Origin of the sequence: Cellvibrio sp. UBA7661, assembly GCA_002483365.1 — a bacterium.
GTDB lineage: Bacteria > Pseudomonadota > Gammaproteobacteria > Pseudomonadales > Cellvibrionaceae > Cellvibrio.
Genome location: DLHT01000017.1, coordinates 430,355 through 452,446 on the forward strand (window position 1 = coordinate 430,355; position 22,092 = coordinate 452,446).

The window sequence follows — 22,092 nt, forward strand, 5'->3', positions numbered from 1 at the left end:
CAGATCAGCCGTTCTATCAGATCACGCTCTGTCAGATCAAAAGTCCCATAAGATCAACACACCAAAGGAGGCAACAATGAGCTTACGTCTAGGTGATGAAGCACCCGATTTCACACAAGAATCCACGCAGGGTTTGATTAATTTTCACCAATGGTTGGGTGATAGCTGGGGCGTTTTATTTTCACACCCCGCCGATTTCACGCCCGTCTGCACCACTGAATTGGGTTTGACGGCAAAACTGAAAGATGAATTTGCCAAGCGCAATGTAAAAGCCATTGCGTTAAGTGTTGATCCGGTGGATTCCCACAACCAATGGATCAATGACATTAATGAAACACAATTAACCCAGGTGAATTTTCCGATTCTCGCGGATGCCGACCGCAAGGTGTCCAGCCTTTACGACATGATTCACCCTAACGCGAATGCCACGCTTACTGTACGCTCGCTGTTTATTATTGATCCGGCGAAAAAAATCCGCTTGATCATTACTTACCCCGCAAGTACCGGTCGCAACTTTGATGAAATTTTGCGGGTGATTGATTCATTGCAATTAACTGAACATCACAAAGTGGCAACACCGGGTAATTGGAAATCAGGTGAAGATGTTGTGATCGTTCCGGCTCTGCAAGATCCGGAAGAAATTGCACGCCGTTTTCCTAAAGGCTACAAGGTGGTTAAGCCTTATTTGCGACTCACCCCTGATCCGCGCGGATAAATGCACGCAAACATATCATGCAAAAAAAACGGGCGCTGGATGCGCCCGTTTTTTTTACAGCAGTTATTACACGTTCGCCAGCGCCTGTTCCAGATCGGCAAGCAAATCGTCGATATGTTCTATACCAACCGATAATCTCACTGTGTCCAAACCTACGCCGGATTTTTTCAATTCCTCTGGCGATAATTGGCGATGGGTTGTGGATGCTGGGTGGGTAGCCAGTGATTTTGTATCGCCAATATTCACAAGACGGGTGAAGAGTTGCAGTGCATCCAAAAAGCGTGCGCCTGCTTCGCGGCCATCGTCAGCTTTTAAACCGAAGGTGAGCAAGCCGGAGGCTTTTCCGCCAAGATATTTTTGCGCAAGCGGGTGATAAACGTTATCGGGCAAGCCCGCATAATTCACCCAGCTGACTTTGCTGTGTTTTTGCAAATATTCAGCAATCGCTTGTGTGTTGCTGTTGATGCGATCCATGCGCAAGGCGAGTGTTTCTATGCCCTGCAAAATTAAAAAAGCATTGAACGGCGAGAGTGCAGCACCGGTGTTGCGCAGCGGCACTACCCGGGCGCGGCCAATGTACGCCGCTGCGCCCAGGGCCTCGGTATAGACCACGCCGTGGTAACTCACATCGGGTTCATTGAGGCGTTTGAAGCGCTCTTTGTGTTGTGCCCAAGGGAATTTTCCTGAATCCACAATCGCACCGCCAATGCTGTTGCCGTGGCCGCCCAAATATTTTGTCAACGAATGCACGACTATATCGGCACCGTGTTCGATAGGGCGCAACAAATAAGGTGTTGCAACGGTGTTATCCACAATTAATGGCACGCCGTGGCGATGCGCAATTTCGGCGATGCGTGCAATATCGGTGACATTACCCTGCGGGTTGCCGAGTGATTCTACAAAAACTGCTTTGGTGCGCTCATCAATAAGCGATTCAAAACTATCCGGATTAGTGTGATCTGCAAAACGGGTGGTAATCCCGTATTGCGGCAGTGTGTGCGCAAATAAATTGTAAGTACCGCCATAAAGTGCAGTGGAAGAAATAATATTGTCGCCCGCTTCGGCGATGGTTTGTATCGCATAAGTGACCGCTGCTTGGCCCGATGCCAATGCCAGTGCCGCAATGCCGCCTTCCAGCGCGGCAACGCGTTTTTCCAGCACGTCGTTGGTGGGGTTCATAATCCGGGTGTAGATATTGCCCGCCACTTTTAAATCAAATAAATCGGCACCGTGTTGCGCGCTATCAAAGGCGTAGGCAACGGTTTGGTAAATAGGCACGGCGACCGATTTTGTTGTCGGGTCTGGTGTGTAACCGGCGTGGACGGATTGGGTTTCAAATTTCCATTGGTCTGACATAGCAAAATGACTCCGTAAATAAATAGTTGCGGTTGTAACAGTAAAGATTGGTGAGCGTATGTATAACCATAATTGTGGTTATAACCAATGCTATCTGGATTGTAGCGAGGTATTTAGCCTTTATGAACTGTAATTAGTTCATAAGCTTATGCGAGTTTTCTGTATTGTCACGGTATGCCATCTGTTTATTTTTAAACATTGCTTACATGGGCAATTCATTTTTCCCTGTTTTGATTTGTGCATTGTTGTTGGTGATTAAACAACAATTCTTGTGCTGCTGGCAGTTGTGTTGCACTTTTTATTGCAATATTCGCGGCGCAACTCAATAAATCTGCGGCTTTCAATGAGCTGATGGATTTTTATGAAACAGGATTTGGTATTGGCACAGTTGCTGCAATTCCTCCGGTAGTTGTGATGAATGGTGCATTGCACACAATGCAAAGCCATTGATTACGGAAACCTATTGTTATATCGCCACAAGCGATTCCAGTACCCCAATCGGGTGGGAGAATTATATGAGTGCCCATGCTTACTCTGAACCCTACAGTTATGACCGCCGCCATGTTCGCCAACAGCTGCGCCACATAAAGCCAGTTGCAGTGCCGCGCAAATCGGCGGATGTAGTGCAACTTATTCCTCGCGTTATTCCCAGTGATTACAGTCATCAAAAACAAATCCAATTGGTATACACCAAATATCGCGGTGCATGGTCGCTGTTGAGTCTGGTGTTGATTGTGGGGCTGCATTTCGCGGCATTTGCCTATTTTTATTTCAAGCCAGAAGTACCTATTACCAAGGCAGAAGTGCCGCCTATGTCGATTGAGATTTACCGCCCGCCGGTAGAGTTGCCACCACCGCCGGTGATTCCACCGGAAGAGGTTCCGCCACCACCACCGCCAAAGGTAGAAAAATCAAAACCCAAGCCAGTAGAAAAACCAAAGCCGGTTCCCGTGCAAAAAGTGGTGGAAACACCGCCACCGCCGCCTGCACCCGTAGCGCCACCACCACCGCCACCGGTTACGCCTGCAACAGCAAACCCCGGTTATCTGCGCAATCCACCGCCAGAATATCCTGAGTTGGCAGTAGAGCGGGGCTGGGAAGGCACTGTGATTTTGAATGTGCATGTGTTGGGTAATGGCAAGCCATCGTCTGTTGAAGTGAAAGCGTCCAGCGGCCGCAGTGTGTTGGATAAAGCAGCGATGGATACCGTAAGGCGTTGGTCATTTGTACCCGCCAAGCAAGGTGAAACTGCAATCGATTCGTGGGTGGAAGTCCCGATTGATTTCAAATTATCAAATTCATAAACACGCGCTAAAAAACGTTCAACAATTTAATGATCCATTTGCATTAATCCAGAATTAATTAGGAAGAAAATTATGTCTGAGCTGTACCAACATATTGTTGAGTGGACTTTGTGGGCGTTGATCGCCTTTTCCATCATCACCTGGACGTTAATCGTCATTAAAGGCGTTCAGCACCTGAATTTGTCTCGCCAGAATCGTCGTTTCACCAAAACCTTTTGGTCCTCTGCCGATTTGCACGCGGCGGCATCGTTTGAAAAATACGTTGGTGCTACGGCACGTGTTGCGGCAGCAGGTTTCCAAACATTGCGCAATGCAGATGCGAGCACTGCAACCGATTTGGAGCACAGCTGGGACAGGCAAGATTTGTTGGAGCGTCATCTGCGCCAACAAATCCAGAAAGAGCGCCGCTCATTGGAAAACGGTTTGGCGGTGCTTGCGTCCATCGGCAATACCGCGCCCTTTGTTGGATTATTTGGAACTGTGTTTGGCATTATTCAGGCTCTCACCACCATTACCGCAACAAAGTCTGCGAGTATTGAAGTGGTGGCGGGGCCGATTGGTGAAGCATTGATTGCAACGGGAATCGGTATTGCTGTCGCGGTTCCCTCGGTGCTGGCATACAACTTCTTTTTACGCCGGGTGAAATTAATCGCTGCTGATCTGGATGATTTCGCGACTGATTTTGTGAGTTTGGTGCAAAAATCCGGCTTTCGTATTAAATCATCCACACCCGTAGTAAAAGCGGCGCAATCGCACCCTGCGCGCGAGGCGACATCAGAATTAAGAAAGCCTGAGAATGGCAAAGAGGTATTTGCATAATGGCAATTTCTTCCGGTGGTGATAGCGATGAAGTATTAAGTGAGATCAACATTACACCGATGGTGGATGTGATGTTGGTACTGCTGGTGGTGTTTATTATTACTGCGCCCTTAATGACCAATGCGATTAATGTCAATTTGCCTGATACGGAAACCACAGTGCAAATAGAAGAGCCCAAAAAACCGTTGGTGCTTAGCATTGATGCAGAAGGAAAAATTTATCTGGATAAAGATGAATACGCATTAGAGATTTTGCAGCAGGAATTGGAGGGCAGAAAACTGACAGATCCGGAATTGCGTTTAAATCTTAATGCGGATGATGCGGTGAATTACGGTGTGGTTGCCAAAGTCATGGTGTTGATTGAAAAAGCGGGAATTGAAAAACTATCAATGGTGACTGAACGCGGAAGCTAATCGCTTTTCCAGAAATTTTTCCGTGTTTATAAAAGGGATATTATGGCAGGAGTTATGGCAGGACGTTATGGCAGGACGTTATGGTAGGAGTGGTACAGGCAAGGATGCCTTCCAGCGGATGGTACTCATTTAATCACATAGGTATTGTTGTTTGTCTACACCCTTGCACAGCAAAAAACTGGTTATCGTCGGTTGCGGTGCATCTGCTGTACTGGCGTTGGCCGCGTTGGCAAATTACTCGCGCGATCATGTTGCTTCTGTTGCATCAGCACATTCCAGCGATGCGCTTCATCTTGATATCACCATTATTGATGATAGCCCCACGCGTCCACGCGGACTTGCGTACTCTGCAATTCATCCTTCTCTTATTTTAAATGTTCCCGCACAGCGCATGGGCGCATTCAGCGATGATCCCGCACATTTTTTCCGATGGTTACAGCAGACAGTGGAATGGAGAGGGTTGCATCCCGCATTTGCCGGGTTATCTGTTGCGGCAAATAATTTTGTACCGCGCGCGATTTACGGTGCATACCTTGCAGATGTGTTTGATCAAGCGGTGTATTCCCTACGTATTGCGGGGCACAGTGTGGGGCTGCACTCCGGGCGCGTCAGTGCAATAGAGAACAACAGTTCTTCTGGGGTGATGCGGGTTATCACTTGCTCAGGTCGCACTTACGATACCAATGCATTACTGATGGCGACAGGCAATCACCCAGCACTGCAAAATATTCCTACAACACCGAATATCTTGCCGTCTCCTTACGTTAATGAAGCGCTTGGATTTAATTGGAAAAACAGTAAAAACATATTGGTACTAGGCTCTGGCTTAAGCCTGGTAGATGTAGTGCAGTTAGCAATATCCCAAGGGTTTGCAGGAAAATTCCATGTGGTTTCCGCCCATGGTCTTTTGCCATGTGCGCATGGAGAATCACATCATCCATCTGTTCCTGTGTTTAAAACAGAGGCAAAAAAAGGCTCCGCAATATTGGGTGCGATTCGCCAGTATATTAAACGCAATGAAGAAAAGGGTATTGCCTGGCAGTGCAGTGTGAATCAATTACGCGAGCAAAATAATGCACTGTGGAGCCAGTTAAATCCAAAAGAGCGAAGTCGTCTCAAGCGAGCTTTACCTTGGTGGAATAGTGTGCGGCACCGCATTCCAGCCAGCACCAGGAATCTATTGGAACATTTACAAACAAAAGAGCAGTTGTGTATTTATCCTGCCAGGGTCAATAACATTCACGCGACCCATAACGGATTTAGTTTGTCATTAGCCTCAGCTCGCTCAAAAAATGCCAGACTGGAAATCATCGCCGATAAAGCGATTATATGTACAGGCTATCGCGCAGGATTTTCAGTGGTGCAGGATTTATGCAAAGGTTTGCTTGATGATAGCGCTGTATTAACCGCTAATTTCATCGGTAATAATCATTACAGAATTTCATCCAGACATGAGATTTATGGGATTGGCCCCGCGTTAACGAGTGTGTTATTCGAAACAACGGCGATCCAGGAGATTCGTGAACAGGCAGTTTGTATCGCGAAGGCAATTTTTACGACGACTGCTGATAAAGCCAACACCAATACCAACAGCACACAGGCTGTTGGTATTGTTTGTACGGAATAATCAGTGCTCCAGTTTAAAAGCGATATTCTATTTTCGCTCTGAGTGTCCGTGGTTCAGCAGGGTGGTAGTGCAAGTCTTCAATTCCTTCTTCAGGTTCGCCCGCCAAGCGTGAGGCATAGTAGTAATCAATATCATGCTCGTCGCTATCCAAAACATTGTGCACTTCCAATTCAATGTTGATGCTGTCCCACTGGTAGCCAATACCAAAATTCACTGTGCTGGTTGAATCGGCTTTAATGTCGTTAAAACTTTCCAGCACGCGCGCACCAAAATAGCGATAGCGCAATGAACTGTGCAAGCCGTTACCTTGCCCGCCATAACTAATGCCGGTGCTTGCAACAAAGGGAACAGATCCATCAACATATTTTCCCTCTTCGCGAGTGTTTTCACTGAAGCGTGCGCGTGTCCATGCCAGCTCTACATCCAGATTCCATTTGTTGGAAAACCAAAAATAACTGGCAAGTTCTGCGCCCACACGTTCTGATGCGCGGCTGGCTTCGTTGTGGCCTGCATCGCCAATAAAAATTAATTCCGATTCTGATTCCAAATACCATAAAGAGGCTGAAATATTAAAACGTTTTTCATCAAACAGTTTTAAACCAACTTCAGCGCCGGTAGAGGGCACGATTAATTCAACAGCATCCGCAGGCTCCAGTGTGACCGGATCAAGTGTGAGTGTTGCGCCGCGCGCGTCGTTAGAATGAAAGCCTTGGCCTGCATTGATAAACGCTTCCAGATGATCGCTGAATAAATAAGTCACACCTGCTTTAAGGCTGAACTTTCCTTTATCTGCTGCGCCACTGTTTTCTAGAATATTACTGTCAACATCGACATGGTAGTAGTCATAACGTAAGCCTATGTGCGCACTGAATGCATCGCTCAACAAAAAACGGGTTTGGCCAAATAGGCCGCTGGATGCTTCTTTTACGCCATCTTCCCGAACGGTACTTAACCATTCGCGCGCTTTGGTTTTGTAGAGCCCGACTTTTGCGATGTCGTCGTAACGAAATTCGCTACCAATATGATGGTTAACAGCGATGTTAAATAATTCTGTATTCCACTGATGGGATAGGGCACCGCCGATAATCTGGCGATCATCTACTTGTTTATATTGGTCGCCATTAACGGGATCATCTAAAAAATACGTAAAATCAGAAATTAATAACAAATCAGATTGGATTGCATAAAGGTTGGCATTCCAACTATCGGTACGCCAATTTGTTGAAAGGCTGTAACGGCTGGATTCTCCACCATTGGTTGGGTTGAGCGAGCCATAAGAATCTATCAGCCCTTGTTCTACAGCGCGTGCGGGAATTTGGTCGGGTGCATTCCAGCTGTTGTCATAGGCCATTGCGGTCAGCGAAAAAGTGCCATCAGCGAGGGGTTTTACATAGCGAGCATTAATGTTGAGCTTATCAATATCTTCATTAATGTCAGTCCAGGGGCCATCCGATACCTGGCGTTCAATACCTACCAACAACAAGCCCTCGTGTAGTGCAACTTCACCTGCTGCAAACACGCGGCCATAATGATTTTCGCCCAGTGTTGCAGAAACAATATTTTCACCCAGCAAATTTTTTAAGCTAAATGAAGCAGCGCCTGCGCCTGAAAAATCACCGACATCCGCATAATAAGCACCTTTGCGGTAATCGATGCTACTGATGAGTTCAGGAATAATAAAATTGAGATCGGTATAACCTTGGCCGTGGCCGTGAGTGCGCATATTAATCGGCATACCCTCAATACTGGAATTAAAATCCGTACCGTGATCCAGATTAAAACCCCGCAGAAAATACTGGTTCGCTTTACCAGAGCCGCTGTGTTGGGTCACTACCATGCCGGGCACAAATTCCAGAATTTCACCGGTACGTAATACCGGCCGGTTGGCAATTTCGGCACTGCCAACAGTACCTTCCGCCGCTGATATTTTTTTACCTAATTGGTTTAAGCGGTGGCCAAGTACTGTCACAGTTTCCAGTTGTGGGTTGTTTTTTTTCTCCACTGATGCTGTAGAAGTTTGTTCAGTTTTATAGTCAGTTTTGTAAGCTGATGTTTGGCTCAGTACAGCTGGGGCACTGAACATAAATAGTGCGGCTGCTAAAGGTGTCATGACAAATGACGGTGTGGAGCAGGATATTCTGGCGTATTTCATTGGAATCTCGACTAACAATTATGACAAACAAGGATGACCAAAACTTCATAATTCCGCATGAGCGTCGCAGTCAGCGACAATATGTGGGTTGTTAGTAGGCTGCTTAAAATGAAGCAGCGAATCCAGTTAAGTACAGTTATTTACGATTATTGTTAACGTTAATGCATTGTTAACAGCGATATGAATGATTTTTTATGAGTTTTTAGATATTAAGGTTTGATCAATTTCACGCTGACGATAGTAGCGGGGGAGGTGGTTTGACCAAAACTACTGGTTTGGTAAATCGCTTCAAATGAGGATGATTCCGGATTTGAAGTGAGTGCTGAGGGAGGTGAGCTGAGTGTTGAGAGCTGTGAATTGACTATTGAAAGATGTGAATGCAATTCGGCAAGTGCGGCCTCGTTGGTAATACTATCGGTTAGCTCTACCAAGCCCGCATCGCGTAAACCTGCAACAACCACAATCCTATTATTGGTTGGGCCATTAAACGCGGCAAAATAAGCCAAGTGATTTTTCTTGCTGTTAAATTCACCGGGGATGCCGTTGCTATTGGCAAAGGTTTCACCGGTTTTGGTATCAACTAATTCGTCAAAACCATTTTGGCCAATTGCAAAGTTGGATACATCGAACACTGCATCATGTAAAGCACCTAGTCCACTCAAGTGACCTATATAGACAATGTGCGAATTGCGCAATGCATCTGCAGACAGTTGTGATGCAAGGATCACTTGCACAGATGTATCAGGTGCTTTAACAATGGGACTGATATTTTCGAGCGCATAGGCCGTGCTGGTGGGTAAATAACTCAACCCTATATCGAATTTATACTCCGCTTCTTCGGGATTAAGTTGCAAATAATCGGATAGCTCTTTGGATGAGTTAACATCAAATTCACGTACCAGTCGCTTTACATTACCCTGTGCGTCACTTTCCGCAAAAATAAAATAATCACCAACGACGACAAGAATAGGTCGGCCATCGGCAAACAAAGGTTGCCAGATAAATTGATTGCGTAAATCCTTTTCTTCAGAAAAAAATGTTCTGCCTTGCAATACCAACAATAGATTAATTAACACTAATGCAACCAGTGCGACGACTAATAAGGTATTAATTTTTCGGGTATGGAAGGGTTGTGCCGATTCCAGTTCAGGAGGCTGTAGTTCACGAGATAATAGTTCGTGATGCTGTGCTTCATGAGATGTTAATTGGCGAGACTGTGCTTCAGCTGACTGCAATACCAGGCGATATTCTCCCTTGGGAAGATGCAGGCGATGCGTAAAATCATCGCCATGCTGCGCATAAAATTCATCGAGCTTGCGCCGTAACTTATGCACATATACACGTACCATTGCATCCTGGGTTACATCAAACGACTCCTCTCGCCCCATGCCTTCTATGGCAATTTCCAATTCTTTTGGTATTTTTCCGTTGAGGTGACAACGATATAAATACTCAAACAAACTGTGCAGGTGCGTGCTGCGTGCCAGAATGCCGCTCGCACGAATTCTGGCCGCATGGATTTCCAGTTCCTGATGCGATTGGTCCCGATGCAATTGGTCTTGCAGCTGTGGGTTTTGCGGAAGCGGCGCAGTATCAATCGTTACATCCATGACCAAATCACTAACCTGTGTAACCCGGATTCAATGAATGTAATTCATCATTATGTGTAGATTGCTCTTCTGCTGGTGTGAATCCTGTATCGGCAAGCAAACCGTGGCGTTTTAACAATGTCCGCATAACGTTGCGCGAAATACCCAAGAGTGCAGCACCGTGTACCTGATTAGAGCGTACGTGCGCAAATGCTTCATGCACAATCAAGCTTTCAAGCTTATCAAAATGATCACTGTTGCCTTGTTCAGTAAACAAACGGCGCAATTGTTTAGCAATAGCGGTCATCGGGTCATCACCATTGCCTGAGCCATTATTTGAATGGCTGTCTGTATTGCTAAATGAAGCAGGATGAACATTGGCACCTGCATTGTTCAGGTTGTACGTCTGCGCACCGGAATTTACTAAAGGTTGGTGTACCGGTTGCGGCTCTTGTTGATGGATTGTTCCGCTGTTCCAGCCTCCCGTTACTTTTAAATGCGCCGGTTCAATTTTGTCGCCACTGGAAACCAATAATGCAAAATGCACCACATTTTCCAATTCGCGGATATTTCCCGGCCATGCATAGTTCAATAACAATTGCACCGCATCCTGTGAAAATTGCGGCTGGCGATACCCCATGCGTTGGCTGTAGGTTTTTAAAAAATGTTCTGCCAGCGGCAATATATCGCCAGGGCGTTGGCGCAGTGGTGGCAGTTTCACATGGGCGATATTAATTCTGTACAACAGATCGCGACGGAAATGTCCGGCTGATACTGCATAATCCAGATCAACGTTGGTGGCAACGACCAAACGCACATCAACCGGAATGGATTTGCGTGAGCCAATCCGCACCACTTCTTTTTCTTGCAACACACGCAATAGTTTTACTTGCAGTGGCAATGGTAAATCACCAATTTCATCTAAAAATAAGGTGCCACCGTTTGCGGCTTCAAACCATCCTTCACGTTTACCCACTGCGCCAGTAAATGAACCAGCTTCATGGCCAAACAATTCGCTCTCTGCCAATTGGTCGCTGATTGCACCACAGTTAACCGCAAGGAAAGGACCTCTGCGTCCACTCAGTAAATGAATATGACGGGCAACCAATTCCTTTCCGGTGCCTGTTTCTCCACCAATTAAAACGGGCGCTTCACTGGGTGCAATACGCTCAATATATTCAAGTAAGCTGGCTGAAATTGGGTCTGAAAATACTAGCGCTTTTGCACGTACCGAAAGTGGTTGTGCGTTAGTGCCTTCCAGCGATAAGAGAACAGGGGCTTTATTTTCCTGGCTCACAGTAATTCCTCAACATGCGTTAATACGAGTAATAATGAGAGCATTCTATTCATAAATAGCAGTAGCAATAAGTAATTTAAATCTATAAACATATAACAAAAAAAATCGATTTTATTTAATGCTTGTTTAATCCCATTAGCTGTTTAATTCTCAGCATAAAAAATAAAAAAGGCGATGATTTTTCATCGCCTTGTTATTAATCAAACAGTTGATAAATGCTATGAATTAACATTAGTGCTTGAAAAGTAACATCGTAAAAAGATGCTGCTGAACGAATGTTATTTTTGCAAAAACACTTTTGAGTTGGTCGGCTTTGCATAAACCGCTGCACCTACCGATAAATTCAAACTGCGTTCCTGTGCCCGCGGCAATTCTACATGTAGCACCTCATCATTCAATTGATGCAACAACTCAATGCGCAATACCGAACCGGCCGTGCTCACATGGGCAATACGCGCGGCAATAGCGCCATCGCTTTGCTGTTCGCTCAATTCAATATCGTGCGGGCGCACATAAGCGATGGCGGGTTGGTTGGCAATGCCATTATGTTCCGGTGCGGGAATTTTGTAATCGCCAATATGAGCCCAGCCATCATCAACACGGCTGTGAAATAAATTCACTTGCCCGATAAAATCGTACACAAAAGGGCTTGCCGGATTGTTGTAAATGTCATCCGGTGTACCAATTTGTTCAATCTGGCCTTTGTTGAGTACCACAATTTTATCGGCCACTTCCATTGCCTCTTCCTGATCGTGCGTCACGAATATAGAGGTGATGTGCAATTCGTCGTGCAAGCGGCGCAACCAGCGGCGTAAATCCTTGCGGACTTTTGCATCCAATGCACCAAAGGGTTCATCGAGCAGCAATACTTTAGGTTCAACCGCGAGCGCACGCGCCAGTGCAATACGCTGGCGTTGGCCGCCAGATAATTGATGCGGGTAGCGATCTGCCAGCCAATCCAACTGCACCAATTCCAATAATTCATGCACACGTTTCTTAATTGCATCGGCAGGAGGTCTTGTCTCTTTCGGGCGCACGGTTAAACCAAAGGCGACGTTATCAAACACCGTCATGTGGCGGAACAGCGCATAGTGTTGGAATACAAAACCCACATTGCGTTCGCGCACATGCACGTTGGTGGCATCTTCACCGTGGAAATGCACACTGCCAGCATCCGGATTTTCCAAACCGGCGATAATGCGCAGCAGTGTTGTTTTTCCGCAGCCCGATGGGCCGAGCAGGGCGACCAATTCGCCCGTAGGGAAATCCAAAGACACATTGTTCAGTGCAGTAAACTGACCAAACTGTTTATGTAAGTTGCGGACTTGAATGCTCATAGGTTTTCTCGTAATAAATTAATTACTGTGCGCTTGCAGCACGTACTGCCAATTCATGTTCACGTGTGGCTTTCCATTCCAGCAGGCTTTTCAATACCAGTGTCACCAGCGCCAACAATGCGAGCAGCGATGCAACCGCAAAGGCCGCCGCGAATTGATACTCGTTGTATAAAATTTCAATATGCAGTGGCATGGTGTTGGTTTGCTCGCGAATTTTTCCCGATACCACGCTCACCGCGCCAAATTCACCCATGGCGCGCGCATTACATAAAATCATGCCGTACAGCAGCGCCCATTTAACCGAGGGCAAGGTCACCCGCCAAAACATTTTCCAACCGCTCGCACCTAAGGTAATGGCCGCTTCTTCCTGCTCTTTGCCTTGCTCCTGCATCAGCGGAATTAATTCGCGCGCTACAAAAGGAAAGGTAATAAACACAGTGGCAAGCACAATGCCTGGAACTGCAAACATAATTTGAATATCGTGATCGTTTAACCAAGGGCCAAAAAATCCCTGCCGGCCAAACAGCAACATATAAATCAAACCGGCGATGACAGGTGATACCGCAAAGGGTAAATCGATCAGGGTGATCACAAATTGTTTGCCGCGAAAATCAAACTTGGCAATCGCCCATGCTGCCGCCAAACCAAAAATAACATTACAGGGCACCGCAATCGCTGCGGCGATCAATGTCAGTTTTATCGCATGTGCAGCAGCGGGTTCAGTGACTGCGGCAAAATACACTTGTGCGCTTTTAGCAAAGGCTTCAGAAAACACAATCACTAGTGGCAAAAATAAAAACAGCGCAAGAAAGGTCAGTGCAACACTGATCAATAACGCCCGCACCCAAGTAGCTTCACTGGTGGCAGCGTGGGCAGCGCCGGTTTTAGTAGAACGTAAAGATGAAACAGCACCGGCCATTATTAACCTCCCGTGCGCTTATGGCTCCAATGCTGGAGCAGGTTAATGAGCAGTAATAACACAAAAGAAAATATCAACATGACAGTGCCCAGTGCAGCCGCACCGGCATAATCAAATTGTTCCAGTTTGGTCATAATCAACAGCGGAGTAATTTCGGTTTTGTAAGGCATGTTGCCGCTGATAAAAACCACCGAACCGTATTCACCAATTGCACGGGCGAAAGCGAGCGCAAAACCGGTTAGCAATGATGGCAAAAGTGCAGGCAGTAATACCCGGCGAAACGTTTGCCAGCGCGATGCGCCCAAACTTGCAGCTGCCTCTTCTACTTCCGCCTCCAAATCGGCCAATACCGGTTGCACAGTGCGCACCACAAAAGGCAAACCAATAAAGGTGAGCGCGACGGTAACGCCGAGCCAGGTGTAAGCAATTTTAATATCGGCCAACCAAAACCATTGCCCCACCCAACCTTTGGTGGTGTAGAGCGCGGTGAGTGCAATGCCCGCCACGGCGGTAGGTAATGCAAAAGGCAAATCAACCAATGCATCCACTATGCGTTTGCCAAAAAAATCGTAACGCACCAATACCCAGGCGACGATTAAACCAAACACTAAATTAATACTTGCGGCAGCGAGTGATGCACCAAAAGTCAGTTGATAACTTGCAACCGCACGCGGGTTACTGACCACCGCCCAGAGTTCTGGCCAGCTGAGTTCCAATGATTTTAAAACCAGTCCCGCGAGTGGAATAAATACAATCAGGCTGGCATAGAGCGCGGCAAGGCCGAGCGATAAACCAAAACCCGGTAGTACACTTTTTTTAACCCAGGGGCGTTTTGCGGTCGGAAAAGACGGCGCTGTTGCCAGCGCCGAAGAGGTTAGTTCGCTCATGCACAACTCTCTGTTTTGTACCTGTGGTCAGGAAACTGGATAAAAATTATTGATAAATCTGGTCAAAAATGCCGCCGTCACCAAAATGTTCCGGCTGTGCTTTTACCCATCCACCAAAATCATCAATGGTAACCAGCTCCAATTTTGGAAAAGTTTTTGCGTAGGCTTCCGCGACTTGTGGATCACGTGGACGGTAGTAATGTTTGGCAGCAATGTTTTGGCCTTCTTTGGTGTAAAGATATTCCAGATAGGCTTTAGCCACTTCTGTAGTGCCGTTGGCTTTAGCGTTTTCATCGACAACGGCAACCGAAGGTTCAGCAAGGATGGATAAACTCGGTACGACGATTTCAATTTCATCGGCACCCAATTCGTTGACTGCCAAAAATGCTTCGTTTTCCCAAGTGATCAACACATCGCCAATCCCGCGCTGCACAAAGGTAGTAGTTGAGCCGCGTGCGCCTGTATCCAGTACCGGAACGTTTTTAAACAATGCGCGCACAAATTCTTTTGCTGTTGCATCATCTTTACCTTGTTTTTTAGCAAAGGCCCAAGCGCCTAAAAAATTCCAGCGAGCACCACCGGATGTTTTAGGGTTAGGAGTAATAACCTCTACACCTTTTTTGGTCAGGTCATCCCAGTCTTTAATATTTTTGGGGTTGCCTTTGCGAACCAGAAATACAATGGTGGAAGTGTAAGGCGCGCTGTTTTGCGGCAGTTTGGTTACCCAATCTTTTGGCAATAATTTACCGATGTTGGCGATAGGGTCGATATCACCCGCAAGTGCCAATGTGACTACGTCGGCGCGCAGGCCATCAATTACCGCGCGGGATTGCGCACCGGAGCCGCCGTGGGATTGTTCCACTTTCACGTTATCACCGGTTTTTTCTTGCCAGTGTTTGGCAAACGCAGCATTAAACTCGCGATAGAGTTCGCGCGTTGGGTCGTAGGATACATTCAATAAGGTAACGTCTTTGGCAAATACACTCGCCGCTAATAAACTGGTTGCAATCACTGCAACAGATTTTGTAAACAATTTCATAAAATTCTACTCATTTGAAAATTGAATTTTTCCCTCACCCTAACCCTCTCCCAGAGGGAGAGGGGACTGTTACTCTCTCAGAGGGAGAGGGGATTCTTACTCCCTCTCCCTTTGGGAGAGGGCAGGGGTGAAGGTCTTTTAAAAACGGAAATCAAAACCTAATGCTGCTGTGCTATCGGTAGTGGATTTGGTGCTGATTTTTTCATCACCATTCACTTCCACACTGGCGAAATAGCCAAACACACGTGTGCCTGCATTGAAGTTGTAATCCAAACCAACGGCGATACCTTCAAGCTCAGCATCCTTGTAAGCGGTATTGGTTGGTGTGGTGGTTGAATTGGCGTATTGGATTTTCGCAAGCCAGGGGCCAGAAATTTTCCATTGCGCATTGAGGATGTAACCGTCTTGTTCTTTAAACCCGTTGCCTGAGGCACCGTCCCATTCAGAGAGTGGGTTCAAACCATTTTGTGCACCGCTAGTGGTGCCGTTGGTGCCAACGAAAGTAGAAATGCCACCCAGTGAATCGACACTGTCATGTGCTTCGGCAGTTTGATAAATCGCCCCGAGTTTCACCGCACCCAGTGTAATTTCACCAACAGCGCGGATGGCATCGGTGGTTGCAACATTTGAATCCACTGCTGCACCAACAAACCATTTGGCTTTGCCATAAGTGACAGAAACGGATTTGCCTGAGGCAAAATTATTATCGTCCTGTTGGTTGTTTGCATTAACCGCCACACCGGTTTCTTCTGCCTGAATAGCCGCGATATTTACTTCCAGCCCGCGAAATAAAATTGGCGAAGTGTATTGGATAACGTTATCCGGGCGATTTTCGCCCACAATATAAGTGCCGATATCGCCGAGTGGAGAATCGTTAAAGCGATCCACATCGGAGCGCAATACGGTATTGGTTTGCAGGGTTTTTAGCGGCGTATCGTTTTTACCTACCAGTACCGAACCCCAAGCGCCACGCAATCCACCAAAAATATTACGTTGGCTTAATTCGCGGCCATTGCTGTTAGTGCCGTTGTCTACATCAATGCCGTATTCAAGGCGATAAAAAATTTGCACACTGGCATTCGCATCAAAATCACCTTGAATGCCCAGACGTGAGCCAGTACTTTCCAGCGCGAAAGTATCCAGTTCGGTAGTAATACCAGTAGCACCTATGTGGCGATAAGTGGTTGCACCGGCAGCGGTGGGCGCAAAATCAATTTTTTCCAAATCATATTGATTGGCGGTCAAATGGATTTTGCCGTACAGCGTAGGAAAACCTGCAAAGGCATTCGCAGACAGTGCAATACCTATGGCGGCAGTTAAGGTATTGCGTTGAAATTGTGTTGCTACAGTAGCTGATCGCACAACCGACCAGAAAGTTTGAAATGACATGCTAATCTCCAAATAGTCATATCACCTCCGGTGGTCCGGTCAGTAAATATTGATGTGTTTTTTAAAAAATATTGATCGAATTTTTCTCAACGAAAGCGGTGTTTAGCGAGTGTTGACACTTTTTCCCAGCGCTTTTTTTCACGGCGTTCAATTTGTACGACTTGTCCGTTATGGACCTGGATTTCCAGTGAGCCAAATTGTATTAACGCCAGTTGTTGCTTAATCTCTTCAATAATATCGTTGTCTATATCGTGATCTTGCGCGTTTGGGGCTGCCTGCTCGTTGCGGTAAGTTCCCATAGTAACCTCGTTAGTGTGATTGCCTTCAGGCGTTGTTTTTACCTTATCGCCCGAAGTTGTGGCCATCATATTGATCTGTTGATAAAACTAAAAATACTGATTTTTTATTAGCTTATAACAACTGGTTGATGGCTATAGACACCAATTTATTGACGGACGTTGACGCCTTTATCCCAGCGTTTCTTTTCGCGGCTTTCCAACTGCACAACCTGGCCGTTATGGATCTGGATCTCCACCGAGCCATAGCGGATATGTGCAAGCTGACGTTTAACTTCGGCTAAAACATCGTCAATGCTATTGGCGATTTCTGAACGATGAATCCCCATAAAAACCTCGCAGGCAATCGTTGTTAAGTTATCAAGTGTGGTTAAGGGTTTAGTGATCAGGGCAGTTGTTCCCTGAAGTCGTGGCCATCATAGGGGCGATATTTATAAACGAAAAATACTGATTTTTTATTAGCTTATAACGAAGAATATTGTTATTAGAACGAAAGTGTATTTATCAACATTAAGCTGTTTCTATTTCAACAATGCCGGTATTTTTCTGCTCAAAAAACAACACTCGCGCAGGGCGAGTGTTGTTTTGGGCTTATTGTGAGCTGTGATTTTTGGAGGGGAAATTGCGCCCGAACCTTAAGACTGCAGAAAATAGTGAGGTAAAAGGTGGGCGCTACTGCAAAAAGCTTAGGGCTTTGGTGCTTCGTAAATTTTGTCGAAAATTCCTCCATCGCCAAAGTGTTCCGGTTGGGCTTTGCTCCAGCCGCCAAAGTCCGCAATGGTGGCAAATTCAATGCTTGGGAACTGCTTGGTGTAGTTCTTGGCAACTTGTGGGTCACGTGGGCGGTAGAAATTTTTAGCCGCAATCGTTTGCCCTTCAGCGGTGTACAGGTAGTTCAAGTAAGCAGTGGCTACTTCAGTTGTACCTTTTGCGCTTGTATTTGTAGTGACCACAGCAACCGGTGGTTCCGCAAGAATAGAAATAGAGGGATACACGATTTCAATTTCATTGGTACCGGCTTCCTGAATCGCTAAATGCGCTTCATTTTCCCAGGCGAGCAATACATCACCTATACCGCGCTGTACAAAGGTTGTGGTTGAGCCGCGCGCGCCAGAGTCGAGTACTGGTACGTTTTTATAGAGTGTTTTTATAAACGTTTGTGCGGCGGCATCGGTTTCTTCTTTCTTTTTGGCAAATGCCCAGGCCGCTAAATAATTCCAGCGTGCACCGCCCGATGTTTTCGGGTTAGGTGTAATCACCTCAACACCGGATTTCACCAAATCATCCCAGTCTTCAATTTTTTTCGGGTTGCCTTTGCGAACTAAAAACACAATGGTGGATGTGTAAGGGGCGCTGTTGTTGGGCAGGAGTGATGCCCAATTGTCCGCAAGTAATTTCCCGTTCTTGGCTAATGGATCTATATCGCCCGCCAAAGCAAGGGTGACAACATCCGCTTTTAATCCATCCAGCACGGCGCGCGCCTGGCTGCCGGAACCACCGTGGGATTGTTCAATTTTCACATCATCGCCGGTTTTGGCTTTCCAGTGTGCGGCAAAAGCGGTGTTGAATTCGCGATAAAGTTCGCGGGTAGGGTCATAGGATACGTTTAATAGGGTAACGTCTTTCGCCCAGCTGGCAGAGCTTAATAACACAGTGGCTGCGAATAATGCGGCGCGTTTACTTAACAATTTCATAGTGTTTCCTTAGGAATGGTAGATCTACAGATTAATGTCCGGTGCTGTTTTTAATATCCATGACAGCGGCTTTATTCCAGTGTGAATGGAAAATCCATTTGTAATCCTGTTAAAGCCAGATCTATGCCAGAGTGTTTTTGAAAATAATCTGTTTGGTTAAAAACACTTTGTTTTAAGCGGCTAACCAAAAAGTATAAGTAAACGCGGCAAGGCCTGTGCCCGCAGTTTTAGCAGGCCAGGGCAAAAAACCAGCGAGGGTTAATGTGTTTTTTATTAAGGCTGATAAAGCATGAGTCGTTATTTATTTGGATTTTGTATAGGTAAACTGTTTAAAAGAGTGCTTTTTAATATGCTCTATTTGTTGATTTTTTAGCAGAATTTTTACTGCAGGTGTTTAATTAAAAACAGCTGTCTTTATCGAATAATTGTTTTTCACAGTAAATCCGTTAAACAAAACAGTGTATTTTTAAAACAATTTTTATCTGCACTCCTTATTCATGCTGCTGTTAAAACAGTTTTTTCAAAATAAATCTGTTCTTTTTTTAAAAATAAATCTGTTCTTTAAATATCTGGCATAGCGGTTGCTAAACACCCTGTGTCAGTTATTCATACACATATTGTTTTGGAGAGATTTAATGAAAGCTTTGCGTTCGGCGCAGCTGCAGTCGTCAGTGCAATCATCATTGTTATCAACCCCGCGTCTTTTTCAACGTAAGTTGCTGGGTGTTGCTGTGGGAGTCGTGTTGGGATCTGGTGCGATCATTCCACAAGGGGTTGTTGCACAGGAACAAAATAAACCCTCGTTTGCTTTGGATACAGTCGTGGTCACATCGCGTAATCGCGAAGAAATTGCCCAGAAAGTCCCGCTGCCGGTTTCCGTGGTGGGTGGCAAAACATTGGATCGCGATAACGCGGTTTCAGTAAATGATTTGGTTAAAAAAGTGCCGAACCTCGGTGTTTTTGGCAGCAACCCGCGTCAAACCAGTATTTCATTGCGTGGTATTGGTAAAAATGCCGCCAACGATACGATGGAGCCGAGTGTAGGCGTGATTGTTGATGGTGTTGTGAGTTCTTATGTAGGTCAGTCGTGGAATGATTTTATTGACCTTGACCGCATCGAAGTCATCCGTGGCCCTCAGGGTACTTTGCTGGGTAAAAACACCACGCTCGGCGTAGTGAATATAGTCACTAAAGCACCGAATTTTAAACCGGGTTATACCTATGAAGTACGCTACGGTGATTACAATGAACTGGGCGGAAAAGTCACCGGCACCGGTGCGATTGTGGATGACTTGGTTGCCTATCGCGGGTCATTATTTTTTAACAAAAAAGATGGTGTGCTTGATAACGTGTGGCAATCAGGCCCGGAAACCTGGAACGAAACCAACCGCGTCGGTGGTCGCTTACAATTTTTAGTAACGCCCGATGAAACCCTGTCTGCACGTATTATTTTGGATAGCATCCAATCCGTTGAAAACGGCAATAAGTCATTATTGGTCGATAATGGCCCCGACACCTTTGCCGATGGTACAGCACGTACTACATCCTTCTTCAGTCGTTTGCAGCGCGATTATTTTAACAACCCCGACGGCAGCAAATACCAGCCAGTATTTAAAGACGGCGTGTATGGGGACAATAAAATTGAAGACTCGCAAGCGCGCCCGCAGCGCACGGAACAAGGCGGCGTTTCAGTTGAACTTAAAAAATTATTAAGCGATGAATATACGCTCACGTCGATCACCGCTTATCGCGAACAACATTTCGATATTAAAAATGGTGGCGTGACTCGCTTTGATATTGGCAATGGCGGCCAGCAATTGTGGAACGACCAAACCTCGCAAGAATTGCGTTTGAATTACAAAGGCGAAAAACAATACGACTATCAAGTGGGTTTGTATTATTTGGATGCCGAAGTCTATTCCGATGACCCTACCTATTTTGGCGCGGATGCCGCCGCATTTAACGCGAGCAATGCGCAGTGGAATTCATTAAAGGCGCCTAAATATCGCGGGCTGCTAACCGATGCGCAGCGCGGTGTGTATCGCTCTTATGTGCTGAATCCTACTACCGAAAGTTATGCGGCCTTTGGTCAGGTTAACTGGCATTTCACTGAAAAATCGACCCTCACGCTTGGTTTGCGCAATACCTACGAACATAAGGAAGGGCGCAACCGCCGCGAGTTGGATCGCGCAGGTACTGGCTTAACCAACGCCACAGGAAGCGACAATAGCAAAGCTGCCAGCTATGGCCTGGATTTGGCAAACGCAGCAGACCTTGCTGCATGGAGCGCAGCAAAAGCACTTTACCGCTCAGCCATTGGTACAGGCAGTGCGGGTGACAAAGGGATTTACGATTGGATTGAAGGTGATGCCATTAGCGATAACTCCATCGCCTGGTTAATCAGCCCCAGTTATCAATTAACCAACGATGTATTGCTATATGGCTCTCTCGCATCGGGTGAGAAATCCGGCGCAGTAGAATTCGTGTCTGATTCTGCGAGCCCTGATTATGGTCAGCCTTTGAATGTAAAACCGGAGAAAGCCGAAAACGCCGAGTTGGGTTTCAAAAGCTTATTGCTGGATCGTCGTTTGTTAGTGAACGCCAATATTTACTACACCCAGCTGACGGATTACCAAAGTAACTTAACCGTTGTGGATGAAACCCAGCCAACCGGTTTGCGCAGTTACCTGGGGAATATTCCCGGTGTGACCGCGAAGGGTGTTGAATTTGAATCGGCATTTGCGGTTACGCCATCGCTCAGCGTGAATTTTTCTGGTGCTTATAACCGTGCAACCTACGATGAATTCTTCACCACAGTGCCGGATATTTCCGATACCCAATTGGCTGATTACTCGGGCAAACAATTGCACGGTGCGCCTAAAGTGACCTTGGCATATGGCTTGGATTACACCCGCACTCTGGGTAATGGTTATGGTTTGAATTTGTTCCTGACTAATGCCTATCGCTCCGATGCTTACTTGCAGCCAAGTCAATCGGAATACACCTTACAAAAGGCCTATAACCTGACTGATGCTGGTGTGGCACTTGATCGCGCTAACGGAAAATATCGTATTTCATTTATTGTGAAAAACCTGTTTGACGAGCATTACAAAACCGGTGGCAATACCTACAGCAGTTCCAATGCAATAACCGAACAGCCGGGTTATGGGCGTGCATTCAGTTTTGCATTTCGTTCCAATTTTTAACTAATAATCGCCGTGTTAATAACGGGCGCAGCTGCGCCCATTATTAGGGCCAT

The 22,092-nt window shown here is 46.2% G+C and carries 18 protein-coding genes; 6 read left to right on the forward strand and 12 right to left on the reverse strand.

The window, feature by feature from the left end; translation table 11 throughout:
• Positions 1 to 76 precede the first annotated feature (76 nt).
• Positions 77 to 715, forward strand: coding sequence for a peroxiredoxin (locus B2739_RS15050; protein ID WP_331346665.1), 639 nt, complete (start codon positions 77 to 79; stop codon positions 713 to 715).
• Between the two features lie 66 nt (positions 716 to 781).
• Here the strand turns inward: B2739_RS15050 and B2739_RS15055 are convergent, their stop codons facing one another.
• Positions 782 to 2,071, reverse strand: coding sequence for an O-acetylhomoserine aminocarboxypropyltransferase/cysteine synthase family protein (locus B2739_RS15055; protein ID WP_331346666.1), 1,290 nt, complete (start codon positions 2,069 to 2,071; stop codon positions 782 to 784).
• A 515-nt stretch (positions 2,072 to 2,586) separates the two neighbouring features.
• On the opposite strand from B2739_RS15055, the gene B2739_RS15060 reads away from it, so the two are divergent.
• From B2739_RS15060 to B2739_RS15075, 4 genes are all read left to right on the forward strand, one after another.
• A complete protein-coding gene (locus B2739_RS15060; RefSeq protein ID WP_331346667.1) occupies positions 2,587 to 3,375 on the forward strand; it encodes an energy transducer TonB in 789 nt (262 codons plus the stop codon).
• Positions 3,376 to 3,447: 72 nt separating this feature from the next.
• Positions 3,448 to 4,194 carry a MotA/TolQ/ExbB proton channel family protein gene (locus B2739_RS15065; RefSeq protein ID WP_331346668.1) on the forward strand — a complete coding sequence of 249 codons (747 nt, stop codon included), beginning with the start codon at positions 3,448 to 3,450 and terminating at the stop codon, positions 4,192 to 4,194.
• Entirely contained in the window at positions 4,194 to 4,607 is a 414-nt protein-coding gene (locus B2739_RS15070) for a biopolymer transporter ExbD (RefSeq protein WP_331346669.1), read from the forward strand. The genes B2739_RS15065 and B2739_RS15070 overlap by 1 nt, the downstream gene beginning before the upstream one ends.
• A gap of 151 nt (positions 4,608 to 4,758) precedes the next feature.
• Complete coding sequence (locus B2739_RS15075; protein WP_331346670.1) at positions 4,759 to 6,234, forward strand: FAD/NAD(P)-binding protein; 1,476 nt, start codon at positions 4,759 to 4,761, stop codon at positions 6,232 to 6,234.
• A 13-nt stretch (positions 6,235 to 6,247) separates the two neighbouring features.
• Here B2739_RS15075 and B2739_RS15080 read toward each other — a convergent pair whose 3' ends face one another.
• From B2739_RS15080 to B2739_RS15130, 11 genes are all read right to left on the reverse strand, one after another.
• Entirely contained in the window at positions 6,248 to 8,386 is a 2,139-nt protein-coding gene (locus tag B2739_RS15080) for a TonB-dependent receptor (RefSeq protein WP_331346671.1), read from the reverse strand.
• A gap of 209 nt (positions 8,387 to 8,595) precedes the next feature.
• On the reverse strand, positions 8,596 to 9,996 hold the full coding sequence (locus B2739_RS15085; RefSeq protein WP_331346672.1) for a hypothetical protein: 1,401 nt from the start codon (positions 9,994 to 9,996) through the stop codon (positions 8,596 to 8,598).
• A gap of 10 nt (positions 9,997 to 10,006) precedes the next feature.
• Complete coding sequence (locus B2739_RS15090) at positions 10,007 to 11,272, reverse strand: sigma-54 dependent transcriptional regulator (protein ID WP_331346673.1); 1,266 nt, start codon at positions 11,270 to 11,272, stop codon at positions 10,007 to 10,009.
• Between the two features lie 278 nt (positions 11,273 to 11,550).
• Positions 11,551 to 12,609: a sulfate ABC transporter ATP-binding protein gene (locus B2739_RS15095; RefSeq protein ID WP_331346674.1), complete on the reverse strand. Its 1,059-nt coding sequence runs from the start codon at positions 12,607 to 12,609 to the stop codon at positions 11,551 to 11,553.
• A 22-nt stretch (positions 12,610 to 12,631) separates the two neighbouring features.
• On the reverse strand, positions 12,632 to 13,528 hold the full coding sequence (gene cysW / locus B2739_RS15100; protein ID WP_331346675.1) for a sulfate ABC transporter permease subunit CysW: 897 nt from the start codon (positions 13,526 to 13,528) through the stop codon (positions 12,632 to 12,634).
• Between the two features lie 2 nt (positions 13,529 to 13,530).
• Complete coding sequence (gene cysT / locus B2739_RS15105; RefSeq protein ID WP_331346676.1) at positions 13,531 to 14,415, reverse strand: sulfate ABC transporter permease subunit CysT; 885 nt, start codon at positions 14,413 to 14,415, stop codon at positions 13,531 to 13,533.
• A gap of 46 nt (positions 14,416 to 14,461) precedes the next feature.
• The gene (locus tag B2739_RS15110; RefSeq protein WP_331346677.1) at positions 14,462 to 15,454 is read right to left on the reverse strand and encodes a sulfate ABC transporter substrate-binding protein; all 993 of its coding nucleotides are present in this window, start codon (positions 15,452 to 15,454) and stop codon (positions 14,462 to 14,464) included.
• A gap of 138 nt (positions 15,455 to 15,592) precedes the next feature.
• Positions 15,593 to 16,843: a porin gene (locus tag B2739_RS15115; protein ID WP_331346678.1), complete on the reverse strand. Its 1,251-nt coding sequence runs from the start codon at positions 16,841 to 16,843 to the stop codon at positions 15,593 to 15,595.
• Positions 16,844 to 16,929: 86 nt separating this feature from the next.
• The gene (locus B2739_RS15120) at positions 16,930 to 17,211 is read right to left on the reverse strand and encodes a YezD family protein (protein WP_414633231.1); all 282 of its coding nucleotides are present in this window, start codon (positions 17,209 to 17,211) and stop codon (positions 16,930 to 16,932) included.
• 77 nt (positions 17,212 to 17,288) lie between these two features.
• Entirely contained in the window at positions 17,289 to 17,468 is a 180-nt protein-coding gene (locus tag B2739_RS15125; protein ID WP_331346679.1) for a YezD family protein, read from the reverse strand.
• A 357-nt stretch (positions 17,469 to 17,825) separates the two neighbouring features.
• Entirely contained in the window at positions 17,826 to 18,833 is a 1,008-nt protein-coding gene (locus B2739_RS15130; protein WP_331346680.1) for a sulfate ABC transporter substrate-binding protein, read from the reverse strand.
• Between the two features lie 635 nt (positions 18,834 to 19,468).
• Here B2739_RS15130 and B2739_RS15135 point away from each other — a divergent pair.
• Positions 19,469 to 22,039, forward strand: a complete 2,571-nt coding sequence (locus tag B2739_RS15135; protein ID WP_331346681.1) for a TonB-dependent receptor — start codon at positions 19,469 to 19,471, stop codon at positions 22,037 to 22,039.
• Positions 22,040 to 22,092: the final 53 nt, after the last annotated feature.

What these genes read in the sequence shown, in the direction of transcription:
- B2739_RS15085 (WP_331346672.1), bottom strand. Translation starts at nt 9,996, where the DNA reads ATGGATGTAACGATTGATACTGCGCCGCTTCCGCAAAACCCACAGCTG.
- B2739_RS15130 (WP_331346680.1), bottom strand. Translation starts at nt 18,833, where the DNA reads ATGAAATTGTTAAGTAAACGCGCCGCATTATTCGCAGCCACTGTGTTA.
- B2739_RS15065 (WP_331346668.1), top strand. Translation starts at nt 3,448, where the DNA reads ATGTCTGAGCTGTACCAACATATTGTTGAGTGGACTTTGTGGGCGTTG.
- cysT (WP_331346676.1), bottom strand. Translation starts at nt 14,415, where the DNA reads ATGAGCGAACTAACCTCTTCGGCGCTGGCAACAGCGCCGTCTTTTCCG.
- B2739_RS15070 (WP_331346669.1), top strand. Translation starts at nt 4,194, where the DNA reads ATGGCAATTTCTTCCGGTGGTGATAGCGATGAAGTATTAAGTGAGATC.
- B2739_RS15060 (WP_331346667.1), top strand. Translation starts at nt 2,587, where the DNA reads ATGAGTGCCCATGCTTACTCTGAACCCTACAGTTATGACCGCCGCCAT.
- B2739_RS15050 (WP_331346665.1), top strand. Translation starts at nt 77, where the DNA reads ATGAGCTTACGTCTAGGTGATGAAGCACCCGATTTCACACAAGAATCC.
- B2739_RS15135 (WP_331346681.1), top strand. Translation starts at nt 19,469, where the DNA reads ATGAAAGCTTTGCGTTCGGCGCAGCTGCAGTCGTCAGTGCAATCATCA.
- B2739_RS15115 (WP_331346678.1), bottom strand. Translation starts at nt 16,843, where the DNA reads ATGTCATTTCAAACTTTCTGGTCGGTTGTGCGATCAGCTACTGTAGCA.
- B2739_RS15055 (WP_331346666.1), bottom strand. Translation starts at nt 2,071, where the DNA reads ATGTCAGACCAATGGAAATTTGAAACCCAATCCGTCCACGCCGGTTAC.
- B2739_RS15095 (WP_331346674.1), bottom strand. Translation starts at nt 12,609, where the DNA reads ATGAGCATTCAAGTCCGCAACTTACATAAACAGTTTGGTCAGTTTACT.
- B2739_RS15125 (WP_331346679.1), bottom strand. Translation starts at nt 17,468, where the DNA reads ATGGGGATTCATCGTTCAGAAATCGCCAATAGCATTGACGATGTTTTA.
- B2739_RS15120 (WP_414633231.1), bottom strand. Translation starts at nt 17,211, where the DNA reads ATGATGGCCACAACTTCGGGCGATAAGGTAAAAACAACGCCTGAAGGC.
- B2739_RS15080 (WP_331346671.1), bottom strand. Translation starts at nt 8,386, where the DNA reads ATGAAATACGCCAGAATATCCTGCTCCACACCGTCATTTGTCATGACA.
- B2739_RS15110 (WP_331346677.1), bottom strand. Translation starts at nt 15,454, where the DNA reads ATGAAATTGTTTACAAAATCTGTTGCAGTGATTGCAACCAGTTTATTA.
- cysW (WP_331346675.1), bottom strand. Translation starts at nt 13,528, where the DNA reads ATGGCCGGTGCTGTTTCATCTTTACGTTCTACTAAAACCGGCGCTGCC.